The following is a 17,091-nucleotide window of genomic DNA, read 5'->3' as shown; positions in this document are numbered from 1 at the left end:
CGCCAGCTCTTCTCCCGAAGGGGAAAGGGTCGGCGGACAGGATAAGTGTTATAGCTGATGGTTTTGCTTCAGCCAGTCCACCGTATCCTCTAGGGTTTCCCGAAGATCCCGGGGGGCAAAGCCCAGTTCCTTCGTAGCTTTTTCATGGGAGAACACGGCGTTGGAGTTCAGGGTATAGATGGAGTATGCGGTGAAGAGGGGCGGCTGCCGGCGGATCTTGTAGTAGAGCTCGGCCAAAGGGGCTGCGCCCTTCACAAACCACAGGGGAAGATAGGTTTTGATTTCTTTTTTGCCGGTGATCTCGTGGAGCAGGGTGAGGACTTCCCGGACGGTGTAGTACCGGTTGGAGAGGATGTAGCACTGGCCGTTTTGGCCCTGGGTGCAGCAGGCGAGGATGCCCTGGGCCACATCCCGGACATCCACAAAGTCGTAGCCTCCCTGGATGCCCGAGGTGAGGCGGTGTTTGCAGTAATCGAGAACTAACGTGGTGAGGTGTCCCCGGCCGCAGTCAAAGGGACCGGAGATGCCCGAAGGGTGGACGACGGAAACCGGCAAGCCGTCCTTGGCGGCAGAAAGGACATAGGCCGTGGCTTCGGCTTTGGTTTTGGCGTAGAGCCCCACCACCGCCTCGGGATCAAAGGTGTCGATCTCTGTCATGATCTCGCCTCGGGGAAGCTCCGGAATGGCGTGGACGGAGCTCACATAGATGAGCTTTTTCACCCCGTGCTCCCGGCAAAGATCCGCCACATTTTTCGTTCCTCCTACATTCACGTCGTAGACCTTTTGGGAGTACTTGGAGGCGATGGAAACAATGCCCGCACAGTGAAGGACGATCAGCTCCTTTTGGTCGGGATTGGCAAAAAATGGAGCAAGACTCTCTTTTTGGGTCACATCCCCGACAAAAACATCCACACCCTTTGGCAGAAGATCTTTCTCTTTGGGCAGAACCAGGGCCCGTACGGGCTTTCCTGCCTTCAGCAGCTGATCCACCAGAGCGCTGCCCAGATGACCGGCGGCGCCGGTGACTAAATAGAGCTCCTTCATCCCCATCTCCTCCTCTAAGTTCATTGCTACTCAGCTTCTATCCTGATTGTACCCGAGAATTGGGGCAATAAAAATTGCCCGTTAAAAAGCGCTGGATCATAGTTAAGCTGCCACGATTTAGGAATGCTGGAGCCCCATTTTCCAGATCATCAGACGAGCTACGAGCAGGCCGTGCGTGAACGAATGATTTATTTTCCCTCAAAATCCTCACTCACGCCCATGAGTTTTGCATATTTTTTAGACTCATTTTCCGAAGGTTCATGGGCAGTTCCAGGGTTTCGTGTAAAAAGTCAGCTGTGGTGGGTACAGCTCTGGTTCCTCATCCATGTCGTAGATGCAATCAACGATGAACTTCAGCAAAAAAACTGCTCATACTATACTTATAGACGTAAATTTAAAGAAATCATATTAATTGCATACTTTAACTATCCACTTTTACAGCATGAAAAAGGGAGGTGTTTCCTCCCTTTATCCTATACCAGAGTCGACAGTACTGTCGCTCTGGAAACAATTCCCTTCAGCCTTCCATCCCCATCAACTACCGGAAGAGGATACTTTGTATCCACAGCAGTCTGGATGATGTCTGCAATCATGTCATCCGGTGATACGGTGACAATATCTGACTTCAGTATGTCTGAAATAAGCAATTTGTCAGTCTTCGCCCTGACGGCATCACTGATCTCGATGATGCCCTTGAACATGAACTTCCCGTCCACCACATAAGCGCTGGATAGTCCGTTGGTCCGCATTTCATTGATCGCATAGGATGGGCTGTCAGAAATTCTTACCAGTGTGTCAGGCGCATACATGATGTTCCTTACGCTCACTACCTTTGTCTTGTCAGCACCTTCAATAAACCTTGCGACATATTCGTCAGCAGGATTTGTGGACATCTCCTCCGGAGTAGCGATCTGAATGACCTTACCGTCCTTCATGATGGCGACCCTGTCACCCAGCTTGAAAGCCTCATTGATGTCATGGGTTATGAACACAATGGTCTTTCCCAGCTTCCTCTGTATGGAGATGAGCTCGAACTGCATGTCCTTCTTTACCAGAGGGTCAAGGGCAGAGAACGGCTCATCCATCAGGATCACCTCTGTATCGCTGGCAAGTGCCCTCGCAATTCCGACCCTCTGCTTCATCCCTCCTGAAAGACTTTCTATGGGCTGGTTTTCAAGACCCTCAAGCCCAACCATGGCAATCATCTCCCTGGCCTTCTTGTCCCTCATCTCCTTTGGAACGTCCTTCATCTCAAGGCCCAGCTCAACGTTTCCGAGAACATCCCGGTGTGAGAGTAGGCCGAAGTTCTGGAATACCATGGACATCTTGCTTCGCCTAAACTCCCTGAGCTCATTTTTTTCAAACTTCGAGATATCCGCGCCTTCATACTTCACCGTACCCTTAGTGGGTCTGTTGAGCAGGTTGAAGCATCTAACCAGTGTCGATTTCCCTGAGCCTGAAAGTCCGATGATCACAAAAATCTCACCTTTCCGGATCTCCATGGATACATCGACAAGGGCCGCTGTCACGCCTGTCTTCTTATATACATCATCCTTCGAGATGCCGTCCTGGAGCATCTTCATTGCCTCAGTCTTGCCTCCGCCATAGAGCTTGTAGAGGTTCTTGACCTCCATCAGTACATCATTCATGCTTCTCGCCTCCCTTTCTCTTTGCCAGTCCCTGTGAGAACCTGTCCAGTATCACCGCGAGGATTACAACAGATGCACCCGAAACGAGACCACGGCCCATTTCGATCCTGTTGACGCTCGTAAGCACTTCCATACCCAGTCCGCTGGCACCGATCATCGATGTCGTTACAACCATTGATACTGCCATCATGATGGTCTGGTTCACTCCGGTCATGATCGCAGGCATTGCCTGAGGTATCTTGACCTTGACGAGGGCCTGCATGTATGTGGCTCCGTAGGCTTTCGCTGCCTCGAGGATCTCTTTGTCTATCTGGTTTATGCCAAGGGTTGTCATCCTTATTATCGGGACGATGGCGTAAATCGTCGTTGCGATTACTGCAGGTGCTTTCCCCAGACCGAAGAACAGCAGTGCCGGAATCAGGTATACGAACACAGGCATGGTCTGCATGGTATCCAGCACAGGCTTTACAAACCGCTCTACCGTCTCGCTGGTTGACACCAGGATTCCTATGGGAAATCCTAGGGCAAGAGATACGATCACTGAGGTTATTACGATGGACAGTGTCTCATTCATCATCTCCCACAGCCCCACAGCACCGATGAACGAGAGCAGAAGTACATAGAGTATCCCCTTGCCAATGCTGCCCGATGACCTCCAGCCAAGGAAGAATACTAGTGTTAGCATGATGAACCATGGAATTGCATCAAGAACGAACTCGATCCCCGATATTACAGAGTTGAGAAAGTTCCTGATCGCTCCGAAGAATCCTTCGGTTGAAGAGGCGAATTGCCTCACAGAGCTGTCGAACTTATCCACATCAAGCGGGAGTCTGAAAGGGAAACCTGCAAAGAAACTCTTTTTTTCTTCTTCCTGATCCTCACCTTCAAGCTTCGCGATGCCGTCGTCGCCTACCCACTCTCGCACAAGCTCTTTGTTCTCTTCGATGAACCAAAGTGCGGCAGTCCTGTAATCAGGCCCTGTGTCCTGCATGTAAGCGAGGGCTTCCGAAGTAAGCTTGCTGGATGTCCTGTACTTCGAAAGGAATGTGATAAGCTCCTTGTTCGCCGGGTCTTTTCCGAAATCATTGCTTGCTGCAATAGTTACATTTACGGCAGGCAGCGCAGTGAGCCCTTGTTCATAGGTGTCAGGATTGAACGGTTCATCCTCTAGAAGGACAAAGTCATATTTCCCCATGAGCCACGTAGGCTCCCAGTAGTATCCAACAACAGGCTCCCCCTTCTCATACGCGCTTGAAAGGGCTGCAGACAGGGCAGCATCAGAGCCAGGCCTGAAGTATATGAAATCCTGGTCGAACCCATATGCTAAAAATTTGTTGTGCATGATCGTGTCTATGGCCCACCCCGGGATCGCTCCATAGATCCTTCCTTTTGAAGGATTCTCCGGATCACGGAAGAGGTCCTTATACTTCAAAAGGTCCTTCACAGTCCTAAGGTCCGGAGCCAGGGGCTCAATCCCTCTTTCCTTGTCACCCTCAATGACGTATCGGGGTACGTAGAAGCCCTGATCATCATCATCAAAATTTGTTCCAAGCTCCATAAGCTTGCCTTTAGCAAGGTCATTCTTGTAGGTGGCGATATTATCTGTCCACACTTCCATATGGACATCGATCTCACCTTTAAGCAATCCTTCATGCAGTATGGGGGTGCTGCCAGCCATCTCAGTCCAGGTATAGCCATATACCTTCTCCGCTATGGTTCCTGCAACAGCATTATGGAATCTGTTGCTGTCCCACCCGGCATCGGCGAAGACAACTTCACCCTTCCTAACCTCATCTGCAGCTGCCACTTTTCCAGAACCCGGCAGTAAAAATCCTGCCAGGAGCACAAAAGCCAGCAGCGCTCCAATTTTTCTTTTCATCATATCCTCCTCATTTTGCGGGGTGTGAAGGCCGAAGCCGCACTGCCCAGTTTACGTTCTCTACCTCCTGCATATAAAAATAGAATGTTGCCATTTAAGCAATCATTCTACCTTTTTCAAGCTATTTTTGCCATTTCATCAATAAATAGAATCAATAATAATATTTTATCATATTTTGTGTCATTAAATGAATTTTCATCAAAATGTTCAACATATGTTTACCTTTCGTTCACCTCATGTTTACATAATGTCCTGGGAAACTGCATTGAAAAAACCCGCCAAAGCACCATCACTCTGCTCAAGCAGGCTCATTTACTCAATCATTATCTGGCTTTCCCTTCCATGCTCATGTACAAATCGCCCTTCTTAAATTCATCAATCAGGAAAAAAGACTCCCACTTGTCATAGTGGAAGTCTTGGAAAGGAAAAAGAGATACTGGCTTTGAGACCAGTATCTCTTTTCTTATTGTGTTGGTGCAGCGGAAGGGATTCGAACCCCCGACCGATCGGTTCGTAGCCGATTACTCTATCCAGCTGAGCTACCGCTGCAAGCCTAATCATAATACCATAATTAGGCGGCAAATTCAATTCTATGAGAAATATTCTTTCAAATTTTTCATCACCAGGTCTATTCTTTCCCGGGTGATGTAGTAGTGGGTGACGAAGCGGAAGAGACCATCGTCATCGCCGTTGATGAGGATTCCCTTGGCTTTCAGGTACTCCACCAGATCCTCCCCCTGGAAATTTTCCCGGTCCACGGTGAAGAACACCATGTTGATTTTGATGGAATCCGTGTGGACGGTGATCCCGGGAATTTTTGCCAGCTCTTCGCCGAAGTAGCGGGCATTTTCATGGTCCTCTTTCAGCCGGTGGCGAAGATTGAGAGCCTCCAGCCCCGCTGCGGCCAAGATTCCGGCCTGGCGCATGCCGCCGCCCAGGACCTTTCGGTTTCTTCTCGCCTTGTCGATGAATTCCTTCGTTCCCACGACCAGGGACCCCACCGGGGCACAGAGGCCTTTGGACAGACAGAAGGAGACGGAGTCCGCGTACTTGGCCAGGTCTTTTCCCTCCACCCCCAGGTAGGCGGCAGCGTTGAAGAGTCGGGCGCCGTCCATATGGATGGGGAGGTGGTACTTGTCGGCCACCTGCCGAAGAGCTTCCAGATTCTCCAGAGAGGCCACGTTTCCCGTGGAATGGGCGGTTTCCACGCAGATCAGTCCTGTGACGGGGACGTGGATATCGTTGGATTTTCGGATGATGCGCTCCACCTCGGCAGGATCCAGTTCGCCCTTTTCATCGGGGACAGTCCGGGTCTGGACATTGGAGATGAGGGCTACAGAACCAGCCTCATGCTGGATGATGTGGCAGTATTCCCCCAGGATGATTTCCTGGCCTCGCTGGGTATGGGTGAGAACGGACACCTGATTGCCAAAGACGCCGGAGGGGACAAAGAGGGCGGCTTCCTTTCCCAGAAGCTTTGCCGCTTCCGCTTCCAGCTGGAGGATGGTGGGGTCATCGCCATAGACGTCGTCCCCCACGGGGGCGGCAGCCATGAGTTCGCGCATTTTCGGGGTGGGATGGGTGACGGTGTCGCTTCGTAGATCAATCATGTTCATGGGCTTAGTCTCCTATCATACGTTTTTGCAGTAGGGTCAGAAAGAGGTTCGCCACCGCCAGTTTGGGGGTGGCCAGGCTCAGGGCTTTAAGAGCCGAAGAATCCAGATTCTTAAAGATGATCCGGTCGGATAGGGGAAGCTTCCGGTCCGCCATCCGCTGGCGGATGGTGAGAAGAACCTCATCCAGAAGGTCCCGGGGAGAAGGATAGATCACCGTGCTGTCCACATGGAGGACTTCTGCGGTGATTTCCAGAGACGCCAGCACCAGGCCGTAGTCCGGATCCGCCGGCGAATCCTTGCGAAAGCCATCCAGGGTCTTTTCCAGAAGGGAAGGAGGAAGGGTCTCCCGCAGGAAACGGATTTCCTCCGCGGAAAGGGCCATGAGAAGGGCTGAGTCCTCCAGGGTTCGAAAGCGGTAGAGGGAGCCGTGGAGCTGCCCCAGGGCTTTCAGGGTATCCAGGTAGCCATAGCGGATGTTTCGGCTGATGGTGTCGGGATCCGGGAATAAAATGGACCCCAGATCATGGCGGGACTCAATCTCCAGCAGGTGGTAAGGTCCGGAGAGATCCTTGCGGGAGCCCGTGGTTTTCAGGTTGACGGCGATGATGTCCCGGTAACCCCGGTCCACCAGGGGTTTCACGGGGATGTTGTCGTAGACGGCACCGTCAATGTAGGCCTCGCCATCGATGACCAGCCGCTGGAAGGAGGGATGGTTGGCGCTGGCGCCCACGTACTCCGCCAGTTTTCCCGCGGGAATGTCCTCCTTAAAGAGCACCACGGGTTCCCGGGTGGTGAGGTTGTAGGTCACGAGGCCCAGATCCACGGGGTTCTTCCGGATGGTTTCCTCGTTGAGGATTTCTTTCAAAAAGCCCAGGAGCTTGTCAAAATCAAAGCCCTTCTTGCGGATCACCTCTGGAATGTTGATGTCCTTGTAGGTGATGAGGGAATCCCGTCCCAGGGAACGCCAGATGGCTTCAATGCCGTCCAGATCCCCCAGAAGATAGGCTGCGGCATTCACCGCCCCGATGGAGGTGCCGGTGATAGCCCCGATGGGGATCTTTAGCTGATCCAGGGCCCGAAGCACCCCAATTTCATAGGCTCCGCGGGCTCCGCCGCCGCCCAGTGCCAATCCGATCATGGTCTTAACCTCCTTTCCCGTGAAGGGAAGTATTTTTTTACGGTTTAATCTTCTCTCGCTTTGGGTTATTCCTTAGGTGTCTTGGGAGGCCAGGGGATGCCGGCCCACAGTTTCTCCGCAGAGCACCCGGGTTTCCACGCCTGATGCAGACTGGGCAAGAATGTCCTGATCCACAGTAAGCTGCCCCTTTTCCACAAAGAGGATCACCGTGGATCCGCCGAACTTGAAGTAACCCTTCTCCTCCCCCCGGTGAATCCGGGTATGGGGAAGGCGGGTCTGGAGGATGGTGCCCACATTGGTGGCCCCCACTTCCACATAGGTCAGCGTGCCGAAATGGTCGCTGACAAAGGGCGTGATGCTTCGCTTGTTCTGGACATAGAGCCGGGGAACCTTCCGAAGGGCCATGGGGTTTACGGAGTAGTACCAGCCGGGAATTTCCTGGGTTTCTTCCGCCATGCCGTCATCCATGTAGTGGAAGCGGTGGTAGTCCTGGGGATTCAGGCGAAACACCAGGGCCGTCCCCCCGTCGTAGCGCCGAGCGGATTCGTCGTCGCCCAAAAGTTCGCCCAGGTCATAGGTCATACCCTTGATCTGGAGCACCTGGTCCGTTTTGAGGTTTGGCAGGGCCAGAAGCCGGGCATCGGCCGGGCTGGGGAAGGCTAGGGGATGGGCGCTGAAAGGACGAGCGCCGGTGTTGAGCTCCCGGATGAAGAAATCATTGAAGTTTTCAAAGTCTGCCATCTTTTTCACGGCCTCCTCCAGGTGGATGCCGTTGTCCCTCACAAAGCCCGGAATGAGTCTTCGGGAGAAGGGGCGGTCCATGAGGTAGCCGTAGAAGGCGGAAAAAGCCTTTCGTCGAAGCAGGTGCCGAAAAGGGGCACCCACGGGGGTCTCATAGAGAAATTTCAGGAATACCGATCCCACGACCTTTTCTTCGTGAACGGCCTGATGCTTTCGGTCATAGATCATGATCATGGGATGCTCTCAGCTCCTTAAAAAATTGTTTCAGCAGGGCTTCCGACGCCGGGTCATAGAGCCAGGTGGTTTCCACATGCTGACTCCGGGGCGGAAGATCGTTGACGGTGAGGGCGCTGCCCAGGGCGCCTTCATGGGGCTCGATGGCGCCGATGACCACTTTGCCGATGCGGGATTTTCGGATGAGAGCCGCGCACATGAGGCAGGGCTCCAGGGTCACATAGAGGGTGCAGCCCGTGAGCCGCCAGCTTCCCCGGTTTTTTGCCGCTTCCTGGATGGCTAAAACCTCCGCATGGGCAGAGGGATCCTGGCGGCGCTCCATGGAATTTTGGCCGCGGCCGATGATCTGGCCCTGCCACACCACCACAGCGCCCACGGGGACCTCATGGCCGGCATAGGCCGCTTTCGCTTCGGCCAGGGCCTCCTGATAAAATTCGCACATGGCGTACCTCCTGGAAATGATGGATTAAAATGTAGATTTCTGGGCTCTTCAGGAAGAAGGGCCAGAAGGGGGAAGAGAGAAGATAGGGAATGAAGATGAAAACGCAGGAACCTTCCGGTTCCTGCGTGAGTTTAGGCCTTGCGGGGTTCCTCGGAGAGGGACATGCGGATTTTCTTGATCCGGTTTTTGTCCACTTCCTCCACGATGAACCGGATGCCGTCGGTGTCGATGATCTCGCCGTTTTCCGGGAAGGTCCCCAGAATGCCGATGAGGTATCCGCCGATGGAGTCAAACTCCTCCGATTCGATGTGGGTGCCGATGTGCTCGTTGAGCTCATCCAGCCGGTAGGATCCGGAAACGATGTATTCATTCTTCTTGATGGCTTGAATGTCTTCTTCCTTGTCGTCGTCGAACTCGTCGTCGATTTCGCCTACGATCTGCTCCAGCAGGTCTTCAATGGTGGCGATGCCCACGGTGCCGCCGTACTCGTCGAGAACGATGGACATATGGGTTCGCTCCCGCTTCAGATCCTTGAACAGCTCAGGGATTTTCTTGAACTCATAGGCAAAATAAGGCTCCCGAAGGTATTTGCGCAGATCAAAGTCTTCCTTTTCCTCCGTGGAGATGAAGAGCAGGTCCTTCACATTGAGGATGCCCACAATGTCGTCGATGTCCTCTTCATAGACGGGGAATCGGGAGAACTGCTCATCCTCGATGATGGCTAAAACTTCCGGCCAGGTGGCGGTCACATCGATGGCGCAGATATCCACCCGCTGGACCATAATGTCCCGAACCTGCAGATCGCCAAACTCGAAAATGTTGAAAAACATCTGCTTTTCTTCCGCTTCGAAGACGCCTTCCTCGCTGCCCACATCCACGAGGGTTTTCAGCTCCTCCTCGGTGATGAGGGGATGATGCTGGTGGATGTCGCCACCCAGGAGCTTGATCAGCCCCGAGGCAATGCTGTAGAAGATGACGATGAAGGGGGTGAGGAGAATCATGGTGAAGTGCACCGGCTTTTGAAAGGCGATGACCAGCTTCTCCGCATACTGGGTGGCAAAGGATTTGGGCGTGATCTCCCCAAAGATGATGAGCACCACCGTCAGGATGGCCGTGGCTAAAGCCGCGGCGTTTTGGCCGTAGCTGCGGATGGCGACCACCGTCGCTAAGGATGCTGCGGTGAGGTTCACGATATTGTTCCCGATGAGAAGCGAACTGATGAGCTTGGAGGGATTCTCCGTTAGCTTCAGAGCTTTCTTGGCCTTTTTATCCCCTTCCTCGGCAAGGTGCCGAAGCTTCAGCTTGTTCACCGCGGTATAGGCGGTTTCAGCTGAGGAAAAGAAAGCGGAAAGAAGGACGAGGAGAACAAGTACAGGGATTTGCCACGAACTGGGGTCCAAAATATCAACTCCTATATTTCACAAGATGGTCTTTGTTGACATCAATTATAGCAAAGATGGGCTAAAATATAAAATAAAATTCTGAACCTTTCGAAGTCCAGGTGCATTTCTGCTAAAATGAGGAATATAGCCCCTGTGGCAGCGGGAGGGAAACAGTATGATCTATATTATCACCGGCCCCTCCGGGGCAGGAAAGACCCTGGTGGGGGAATATCTGAAGAGCAAAGGCCTAAGGGAACTAGTTTCCCACACCACCCGTGCCCCCCGCCCGGGGGAAAAGGATGGGGAGGCTTACCATTTTGTGGACCGGGAGACTTTTCAGTCCACCCCCAAGGTGGAGGAAAGCGAGTATGCGGGAAATCTCTACGGGGTGTCCCGGGCGGAAGTGGACGCCAAGCTATGCCTTGGGGATGTGGTGGCCGTGACGGATTTTCGGGGAGCCCGTTCCTTCAAGAAGCATTTCGGGGACGAGGTGCGGGTGATCTTTGTGGACAGCTCGGTGAAGAACCTTCGCCAGCGGATGAAGAAGCGGGGAGACAGCCCGGAAAATATCCGCCGAAGAATCCTCCACCGACGGAATTCTCGGGAAACTGGTCACAGATTGTTTGCAGATTACATTGTCGATAATAACTCTTCCATAAGAACCTTGTACCGCAAAGTTGATCAGCTGCTGCGCCGCCGATGAAAACGATTATTCCTCACAGGTTCGCAAGTTTTCCGAAGATTCTTCACGGAACTGGCAATGAATGTTCAAGAGGAGTTGGGGGAAAGTTTAATCTTCGTTAACAAACATGGGGAAAAAATCTGCTACCATGGAGCTAATGATGGGAGATGAGAAAAGTATGGCGCAAGGAAAGAAAGCTGTTGGAGCAGTTTTGGGACTGATTCTCTCCGGGGGAACAACGGTTTTTGCCACGGAGGATGTCACGCTACGAAGCAGCGCAGCGGCGATGGAAGCGAATAATCTGTACCGGGAAGCTGGATATGCCGCGGCCGTGACCGTCGTGATTCTTCTTGTTCTCTATATTTTGGTTTTTCATCCGAAATTTAAGCGATATGCGGACTGATTTTAAAGACATTTTTAATAAGTAGCCCGTAAAATAAACCTGAGCAATCGGGTTTATTGTTTTTTGCCCAAAGTTTGGCAAAACCCCTGATGCGGAAGAAAGAACGCAGGTGACAAAGTGGAAGATCGGCTGAGATTTCATCCTAATGAACGAGTGAAGCGGGTCCAGGAGATCCGAAAACGAAATAGACGAAAACGCCGCGTCTGGCTGGGTGTCCTCCTGGTGCTGGTGCTTTCCCTGGGCACGGCCCTGGTGGACCGGGCAGGTTTTTTTGAGCTGTTCTTCAGCACCAAGGTCAGTTATGCCGGGCCCACGGAGTACCAGAATCTGAAATCGGAGACGGGGGAAGTGAGGCGGGCGGACATCGTCACCATGGCCCAGCTTCTCGTAAACCATCCTTATGCCTTCGGTCAGCAGGAGCTCACCCTGGGGATCCCGGAGGGACCCCTAGATGCGGCGGGCTTTGTGGACTGGGTATACTTCAATCTCACAGGAAAGGCCCTCAGTGCGAAAAGTCCCGGCACCGGCCCCCTCACCTCGAGATTATGGGATTCCTCGGAACCGGTGCTGGAAGAGGAGCTGAAGGTGGGCGATCTGGGCTTTACCCAGCTGCCGGAGTCCACCAAGGTGAACCATGTGGGCATCTACATCGGGGAGATTAACGGGAAAAAGGCCTTTATCCATGCCGGGGGCATCGATTTTGCCGCAGAAGGCCTGGAAAACGGACGGATTGTCATTTCCCTCAACAATACCCTGAGGCGGAACAACCAGGATCTGCAGGGAAACAAATTTTCCCCCTCGGCGGAGTCTACGCAGTTTGTGTATTACCGAAGACCGACGATCACCATCGTTGATTAGGAAGAAGGTGGCTTATGTATAAAAAACGCGACACCATGGTGAAAGTGATCACCTGGATTATCCTCCTGTCCATGGTGGGAACCATCGTGGCAGCACTGTTTGTCTGATTCGGAGGGTTCTCCGACCAAGAAGGCGCTGAAGGTCCATTCCCCCAAGGGAAAGGAAACTTCAGCGCCTTCTTGCGTTTATGCCTCGTCGGCGGGATAGGTGAGGCCAATCTGCTGCCGGATGCTGTCCAGGGTCTGGTGAACCCGAAGGGCCAGTTCCCAGGTGTTCACCGTGGAGGCCGGGCGACCTTCGGTGATGACGGAGACAAACTCCTGGATCTCGTAGCTCATGTCCTGGGGGAGGGTATCCGGCCTCAGGACTTCCCGGGTGCCGTCGCGAAGGATCAGGGTGAGCTCTTTGGGATCGCCGATGCGGTCGATGAGGAGGCTCCCCAGTTCGCCCTGGATTTCCGAAGGGACTAAGGACTGGCTGATCTTGGAATAGGCCACGGAGCCTTCCATGTGGGGGTACTGGAAAAGGACGGTGCCGGAACCGTCGATGCCCCCCTGGGGAAGAAGGGTGGCCACGGCCTTCACCGCCAACGGAGGACCAAAGAGATCCAGCACGGGATACACCCCATAGATGCCAATGTCCAGGAGGCCGCCGTTGGAGAACTCCTTATGGAAGGTGTTGACGAACTCCCCTTTTTTATGCCGATCATAGCGGGAGGAGTACTGGCAGTAGGTCATGGCAAACTTGCGGATCTGCCCGATGCGGGGAAGGGTTTCCTTCAGGAGGAGATAGGCGGGCATGGTGAGGGATTTCATGGCTTCCATGAAGACGAGGTTATTTTCCTTTGCCAGCTGCAGCACCTCCTCCAGTTCCCGGGCATTGGAGGCGGCCGCTTTTTCCACCAGGACGTGCTTTCCTGCCTGGAGAAAAAGCTTGGCCTGGGGACCGTGGAGGGAGTTGGGGCTGGCAATGTAGACCGCATCGATATCCGGTGCTTGGGCAAGAGCCGTGAGGTCCGTGTAGAGGGCGATTCCCGGGGCGAGCTTGTCAGCCAGGGTTTTCGCTCTTTCCTCTGTGCGGGAGTACACCGCCTGGAGGGTGCAGCCCTTTACCTGTTTTAGATCTTCAATGAACTTGTCCGTGATGAAGCCTGTTCCCACAGTGGCGAATCGGATCATGGAAAATTCCTCCTTCTCAAGGGTTTCTCTGATGTCATTATACAAGACTTCCAGCCGAAGGGGATAATCTTCTTTGGCGCGAGGCTCTCCCGTTGACCAAGGTGGGCTTTTACGGCTATGCTTAAGCTAAGAAAATTCCAGAGGAAAGGGGCGGATATCATGAAACTCAATCTGGAAGCCTTCTATGCCTCCCATCGGGGCAATGGCGGCGAATACTGGGCCAGTCCCGAAGGGAAATTGGGGCTGGAAAATCCCGTGAGCACCCTCACGGCCCTCCTGACCTTGGGCGAGCTGGGGATTCCCGCCAGCGATCCCCTTGTCCAAGGGGCCCTCACGCTGCTGAAAGAGGCGGTGCTTCCCGACGGCCGGGTGCGCATCGCGCCCCAGGGGAGCATCTATCCTTGCCACCTGGCCCTGGCTGCTGCGTCCTTCGGCCGAAACGGCCAAGGGGAGAGCTCGGAAGCCCTTCGGGTTCGTCAGCGGCTTTTGGCCACCCGCCATGGAGATGGGGGATGGCAGTGCCGAAAGTTTTCCTTTGGCCGGGGGCCGGAAACAGAGCTGTCCAACCCCGGGGTGACCCTCCTGGTCCTGGATGCCTTCAAAGAGAAGCCGGAGGCGAAGGGGGAGCTGGATTCGGCAGTGGAAACGCTTCTCGCCCACTGGACGGTGAAGACCCCCGTGGGGCCCTGCCACTTTGGCATGGGTTCCCGGTTCATGGCCGTGGAGTATCCTTTTCTTCGCTACAATCTCTTTTACTATGTCTATGTGTTGTCCTTCTATCCCTATGCCCGGAAAGATCCCCGGTTTTTCGAAGCCTGGACGGTGCTGAAGGAGAAGCTGGATCCAGAAGGATACCTTCCCTTGGAAGCCCCCCAGAAAAAGCTCCTGAAGCTGGGTATTTATGAGTCGCCGGCGGTGGCGGAGCTTGCCAAAAAGCGGATTCAGCGGATTTTGGAGAATCTGGGATCCCTCGAATAAAGAAGAAACCCGAAGAAATACCAAGGCATTTCTTCGGGCAGAGTATCTAAGGCTGGAGGGATGAGGTGATCAGCTGAAGAAAGGTTTGGCGAAAGGCCTCATCATCGGCGGGGGTCCGTTTTTTCAGCTTGGTGTAGATCCCCTGGGTTTTTCGGAGCTTGCGATTCACATGGCGCCGGTCCAGGAGCGAGAGGATATTGTGGTCACTGAGGATGAGGCCGTTCTGGCTGAGGCACCGGGCTCCCCGGGAAAGAGCCATGGCCGCCAGGCCGTAGTCCTGGGTAATGAGGATATCCCCTTTTTTCAGGGCATTGGCGATGTAGTAATCGGCGGCATCGGGGGAAATGTCCACGGTGACGATCTCCGCATAAGCGTCTTCCACCTCGTGGGCGTAGTTTTTCACCACGGTCACCGGCAGGGAATGTTCTTTGGCGAGGCGGATGGCCAAAGGGACCACCGGGCATCCGTCGGCATCGATGAATATGCGCATAGAAGCTCCTTTTTGGGGGATTTTTCCCCAGGATTATTTGGACCTAAGTTTTCGAAGGATGACGTAGAGGAGAATTCCAAGGAAGGCTGCCACCAGGAATGCCGTGGAGTAGAGATCCATCCAAGTGAGGAGCGCTGCCCAGTTTTGACCAAGAAGAGCCCCGCCGCTGATGAGGAGAGTGTTCCAGAGGAGTGTGCCCAGGGCGGTATAGAGGAGAAAGGGCTGAAAGTCCATGTGGGCCATGCCCGCGGGAAGAGAGATGAGGCTGCGGATCACGGGCATCATGCGGGTGAAAAAGACCGTGCGCTGACCGTAGGTGGAAAACCATCGGTCGGCTTTGTCCAGGTCGGCGGCTTTCAGCCGAAGGAGTCGTCCGTAGCGGTCCAGGAGCATCCCGAGCTTTTCCCGGGAGAGGGCTTTGCCGATGCGGTAAAGGATCACCGCACCCAGAAGGGAGCCCAGGGTAGAGACCAGGATCGTTCCCCAGACGGTCATGGACGTGACCGTGGTCATGAACCCGCCAAAGGTGAGGATCACCTCTGAAGGAATGGGCGGAAAGATATTTTCGAGTAGGATCAGGAAGAAGGTTCCGGCGTAGCCGTAGCTTTCCATGATGCCTGTCATGATGGCTTGCATAGGGTACCTCGCTTTTACTTTTCAATGTCCTGTCATTATCCCGGACGAACATTAAAGAAATGTTAAAGCGAAAATCAAAACGAGGTTAAGGAGGTAGGACATTGCGAAAAGAAGAGAAATGGGGGAAACATTTGGTGGCGTATGCCCTGGGGCTTCCCCGGGCTTTGGCGGATTATCCCTTTGATGAGGAAACGCTGACGGTGAAGGTCATGGGGCGGATTTTTCTTTTGACGAGTCCTGGGTATCCCGTGGAGATCAGCCTGAAGTGTGACCCTTTTCGGTCCCAGGAGCTGCGGGAAATGTTTCCCTTCATCAAGCCCGGATATCACCTCAACAAAAAGCACTGGATCACCGTCACCATCACCGACAAAATGCCCCTGCCGTTCTATGAGGAGCTCATCAGCCATTCCTACACCCTGGTGGTGAAGAAGCTGAAAAAGACGGAACGAGAGGCGCTGGAACTGGAAAAAGAAAGGCCTGTCCCGTAGGACAGGCTGTTTTTTTGACCTTAATAGGCGGGACCCCGCTGATCCAGGAGATTGTTGACTTCTGTCTGCATGAGAGCCATGGAAACGATGCTGAGGCCAAAGATGGCGAGGATGAGGTAGACCACCTGGTCGTTCTTTCCGCCGGCCTGGTAAATCTTGTCCCCCATCTTGTAGTTCCAGATGAGGAAGTAGATTCCGCAGGTGATGAGGCTGAGGATGAGGACCATGCCTCCATCTTCCTCTTCCCGGGCCAGACGGGAAGCGTCGTTGTTCAGGGCGTAGATCCAGTACAGGTTGTAGATTCCGCAGGTGATAATCGAAAGAATAATAGCGGTGACGATGTTTCTTTTCATGAGGACATTCACTCCTTAATCCATTGAATAATAAGGGCAGCGAGGGACTGGTGGTTATAGTTCATGGGTTCCGTGTGGGGAAAATAGAGGGCAAGGCGAAGGACCCAGAGGGCGATGAAGAGGATGCCGATACCCACCAATAGCTTCTGCCAGTTTTTGAGATAAGAAAGGAGAAGCAGGGGCACCAAGGGAAATAAGGGATGAAAGCGGAAGGCTTCTTGAAGATCGCCCTGAAGGAAATGAAGAAAAGCCCGGGTCATGCCGCAGGAGGGGCAGGGGATGCCGAAGAGCTGATAAAAGATGCAGAGGCTTCCCTGGACATAGTAGACAAAAAGAAGGCTGAAGCCCCCCAGAAGAATGAGGATACCCAGCCCTTTTCGGCGTTCCTTCTCCATGGCGTATCCCTCCCTTTCGGATCTGGGTTTTGATTGTCTCGATTATATCATGAGATGGAAAAGATTGATATGTAAAAAACCATATGTGGTGGGTTAAATAGCGGTAAAGAATGCCCTTCATATGGAAAGAAGAGTGCATCGAAAGGGGGACCGCGAGAAAAAGAGGAAAAAGGGATTCCTTTGTCTTCCCCTATAGCTTGGATGGAGCCTTTCTCCTCGGTTGTCCCCACAGGGCTGCGCCCTTTGGGGATTGGGCTGAGGCTCCTGGGGATAACTCTGGGGACGGTGGGGAGAGGCGCTTAGTTTTTGCGGGATGGACAAATCAGGGATTGCAAGATTGAAAAAACAAAAATTCATAAATGATCGTCAAAACCTGAAATTCTCCGTCAAGATTTCGGAGTAACTTCCGATTTTGGAGGGTGAAGAAGTTGATTTTGTTGCGGAATTCACAAGAGGAACCGATGGAAAAGGTAAAAGTGAGCCTGGAAGTCCCGCAAGAACCCCA

At 53.4% G+C, this 17,091-nt stretch carries 18 protein-coding genes and 1 tRNA gene; 5 read left to right on the top strand and 14 right to left on the bottom strand.

Annotated elements, in window-relative coordinates:
* Positions 1–48 precede the first annotated feature (48 nt).
* The 9 genes from KCG48_RS11035 to KCG48_RS10995 form a co-directional block, all read right to left on the bottom strand.
* Positions 49–1,044 (bottom strand): NAD-dependent epimerase/dehydratase family protein, encoded by a 996-nt coding sequence (locus KCG48_RS11035; protein WP_211802270.1) that lies wholly within the window; start codon positions 1,042–1,044, stop codon positions 49–51.
* A gap of 473 nt (positions 1,045–1,517) precedes the next feature.
* On the bottom strand, positions 1,518–2,693 hold the full coding sequence (locus tag KCG48_RS11030; protein WP_211802269.1) for a quaternary amine ABC transporter ATP-binding protein: 1,176 nt from the start codon (positions 2,691–2,693) through the stop codon (positions 1,518–1,520).
* A complete protein-coding gene (locus KCG48_RS11025; RefSeq protein ID WP_230977105.1) occupies positions 2,686–4,575 on the bottom strand; it encodes a glycine betaine ABC transporter substrate-binding protein in 1,890 nt (629 codons plus the stop codon). Before KCG48_RS11025 ends, KCG48_RS11030 begins: the two co-directional genes overlap by 8 nt.
* Positions 4,576–5,044: 469 nt before the next feature.
* Positions 5,045–5,121: transfer RNA gene (locus tag KCG48_RS11020), tRNA-Arg, on the bottom strand.
* A 41-nt stretch (positions 5,122–5,162) separates the two neighbouring features.
* Positions 5,163–6,188 carry a low-specificity L-threonine aldolase gene (gene ltaE / locus KCG48_RS11015; RefSeq protein WP_211802268.1) on the bottom strand — a complete coding sequence of 342 codons (1,026 nt, stop codon included), beginning with the start codon at positions 6,186–6,188 and terminating at the stop codon, positions 5,163–5,165.
* Positions 6,189–6,192: 4 nt separating this feature from the next.
* Complete coding sequence (locus KCG48_RS11010; protein ID WP_211802267.1) at positions 6,193–7,326, bottom strand: patatin-like phospholipase family protein; 1,134 nt, start codon at positions 7,324–7,326, stop codon at positions 6,193–6,195.
* A gap of 72 nt (positions 7,327–7,398) precedes the next feature.
* On the bottom strand, positions 7,399–8,301 hold the full coding sequence (gene asd / locus KCG48_RS11005; RefSeq protein ID WP_211802266.1) for an archaetidylserine decarboxylase: 903 nt from the start codon (positions 8,299–8,301) through the stop codon (positions 7,399–7,401).
* Positions 8,285–8,743 carry a nucleoside deaminase gene (locus KCG48_RS11000; RefSeq protein WP_211802265.1) on the bottom strand — a complete coding sequence of 153 codons (459 nt, stop codon included), beginning with the start codon at positions 8,741–8,743 and terminating at the stop codon, positions 8,285–8,287. Before KCG48_RS11000 ends, asd begins: the two co-directional genes overlap by 17 nt.
* Before the next feature lie 131 nt (positions 8,744–8,874).
* Positions 8,875–10,143, bottom strand: coding sequence for a hemolysin family protein (locus KCG48_RS10995; RefSeq protein ID WP_211802264.1), 1,269 nt, complete (start codon positions 10,141–10,143; stop codon positions 8,875–8,877).
* A 157-nt stretch (positions 10,144–10,300) separates the two neighbouring features.
* On the opposite strand from KCG48_RS10995, the gene KCG48_RS10990 reads away from it, so the two are divergent.
* The 3 genes from KCG48_RS10990 to KCG48_RS10980 all read left to right on the top strand — a co-directional run bounded on the left by KCG48_RS10990 (position 10,301) and on the right by KCG48_RS10980 (position 12,068).
* The gene (locus KCG48_RS10990) at positions 10,301–10,828 is read left to right on the top strand and encodes a guanylate kinase (RefSeq protein WP_211802263.1); all 528 of its coding nucleotides are present in this window, start codon (positions 10,301–10,303) and stop codon (positions 10,826–10,828) included.
* A gap of 106 nt (positions 10,829–10,934) precedes the next feature.
* Positions 10,935–11,210, top strand: coding sequence for a hypothetical protein (locus KCG48_RS10985; protein ID WP_211802262.1), 276 nt, complete (start codon positions 10,935–10,937; stop codon positions 11,208–11,210).
* Positions 11,211–11,363: 153 nt separating this feature from the next.
* Positions 11,364–12,068, top strand: a complete 705-nt coding sequence (locus KCG48_RS10980) for an NlpC/P60 family protein (RefSeq protein ID WP_211802261.1) — start codon at positions 11,364–11,366, stop codon at positions 12,066–12,068.
* Positions 12,069–12,253: 185 nt separating this feature from the next.
* On the opposite strand, the gene KCG48_RS10975 is transcribed toward KCG48_RS10980, so the two are convergent.
* Positions 12,254–13,246 (bottom strand): Gfo/Idh/MocA family protein, encoded by a 993-nt coding sequence (locus tag KCG48_RS10975; protein ID WP_211802260.1) that lies wholly within the window; start codon positions 13,244–13,246, stop codon positions 12,254–12,256.
* Positions 13,247–13,405: 159 nt separating this feature from the next.
* Between KCG48_RS10975 and KCG48_RS10970 the strand changes: the two genes are divergently transcribed.
* Complete coding sequence (locus KCG48_RS10970) at positions 13,406–14,224, top strand: prenyltransferase/squalene oxidase repeat-containing protein (protein WP_211802259.1); 819 nt, start codon at positions 13,406–13,408, stop codon at positions 14,222–14,224.
* A 46-nt stretch (positions 14,225–14,270) separates the two neighbouring features.
* On the opposite strand, the gene KCG48_RS10965 is transcribed toward KCG48_RS10970, so the two are convergent.
* Together KCG48_RS10965 and KCG48_RS10960 are read right to left on the bottom strand one after the other, a co-directional pair.
* Positions 14,271–14,714: a YaiI/YqxD family protein gene (locus KCG48_RS10965; protein WP_211802258.1), complete on the bottom strand. Its 444-nt coding sequence runs from the start codon at positions 14,712–14,714 to the stop codon at positions 14,271–14,273.
* A 33-nt stretch (positions 14,715–14,747) separates the two neighbouring features.
* The gene (locus KCG48_RS10960; RefSeq protein ID WP_211802257.1) at positions 14,748–15,350 is read right to left on the bottom strand and encodes a DedA family protein; all 603 of its coding nucleotides are present in this window, start codon (positions 15,348–15,350) and stop codon (positions 14,748–14,750) included.
* Between the two features lie 101 nt (positions 15,351–15,451).
* On the opposite strand from KCG48_RS10960, the gene KCG48_RS10955 reads away from it, so the two are divergent.
* On the top strand, positions 15,452–15,838 hold the full coding sequence (locus tag KCG48_RS10955) for an MmcQ/YjbR family DNA-binding protein (protein WP_211802256.1): 387 nt from the start codon (positions 15,452–15,454) through the stop codon (positions 15,836–15,838).
* 20 nt (positions 15,839–15,858) lie between these two features.
* On the opposite strand, the gene KCG48_RS10950 is transcribed toward KCG48_RS10955, so the two are convergent.
* Both KCG48_RS10950 and KCG48_RS10945 read right to left on the bottom strand, forming a co-directional pair.
* Positions 15,859–16,191, bottom strand: coding sequence for a DUF4234 domain-containing protein (locus KCG48_RS10950; RefSeq protein WP_211802255.1), 333 nt, complete (start codon positions 16,189–16,191; stop codon positions 15,859–15,861).
* An 8-nt stretch (positions 16,192–16,199) separates the two neighbouring features.
* A complete protein-coding gene (locus KCG48_RS10945; RefSeq protein WP_211802254.1) occupies positions 16,200–16,586 on the bottom strand; it encodes a DUF2752 domain-containing protein in 387 nt (128 codons plus the stop codon).
* Positions 16,587–17,091 lie beyond the last annotated feature (505 nt).

It is taken from the genome of Proteiniclasticum sediminis, from assembly GCF_018128025.1.
Taxonomy (GTDB): Bacteria; Bacillota; Clostridia; order Clostridiales; family Clostridiaceae; genus Proteiniclasticum; species Proteiniclasticum sediminis.
This window is presented reverse-complemented; position numbering and strand designations above follow the sequence as displayed.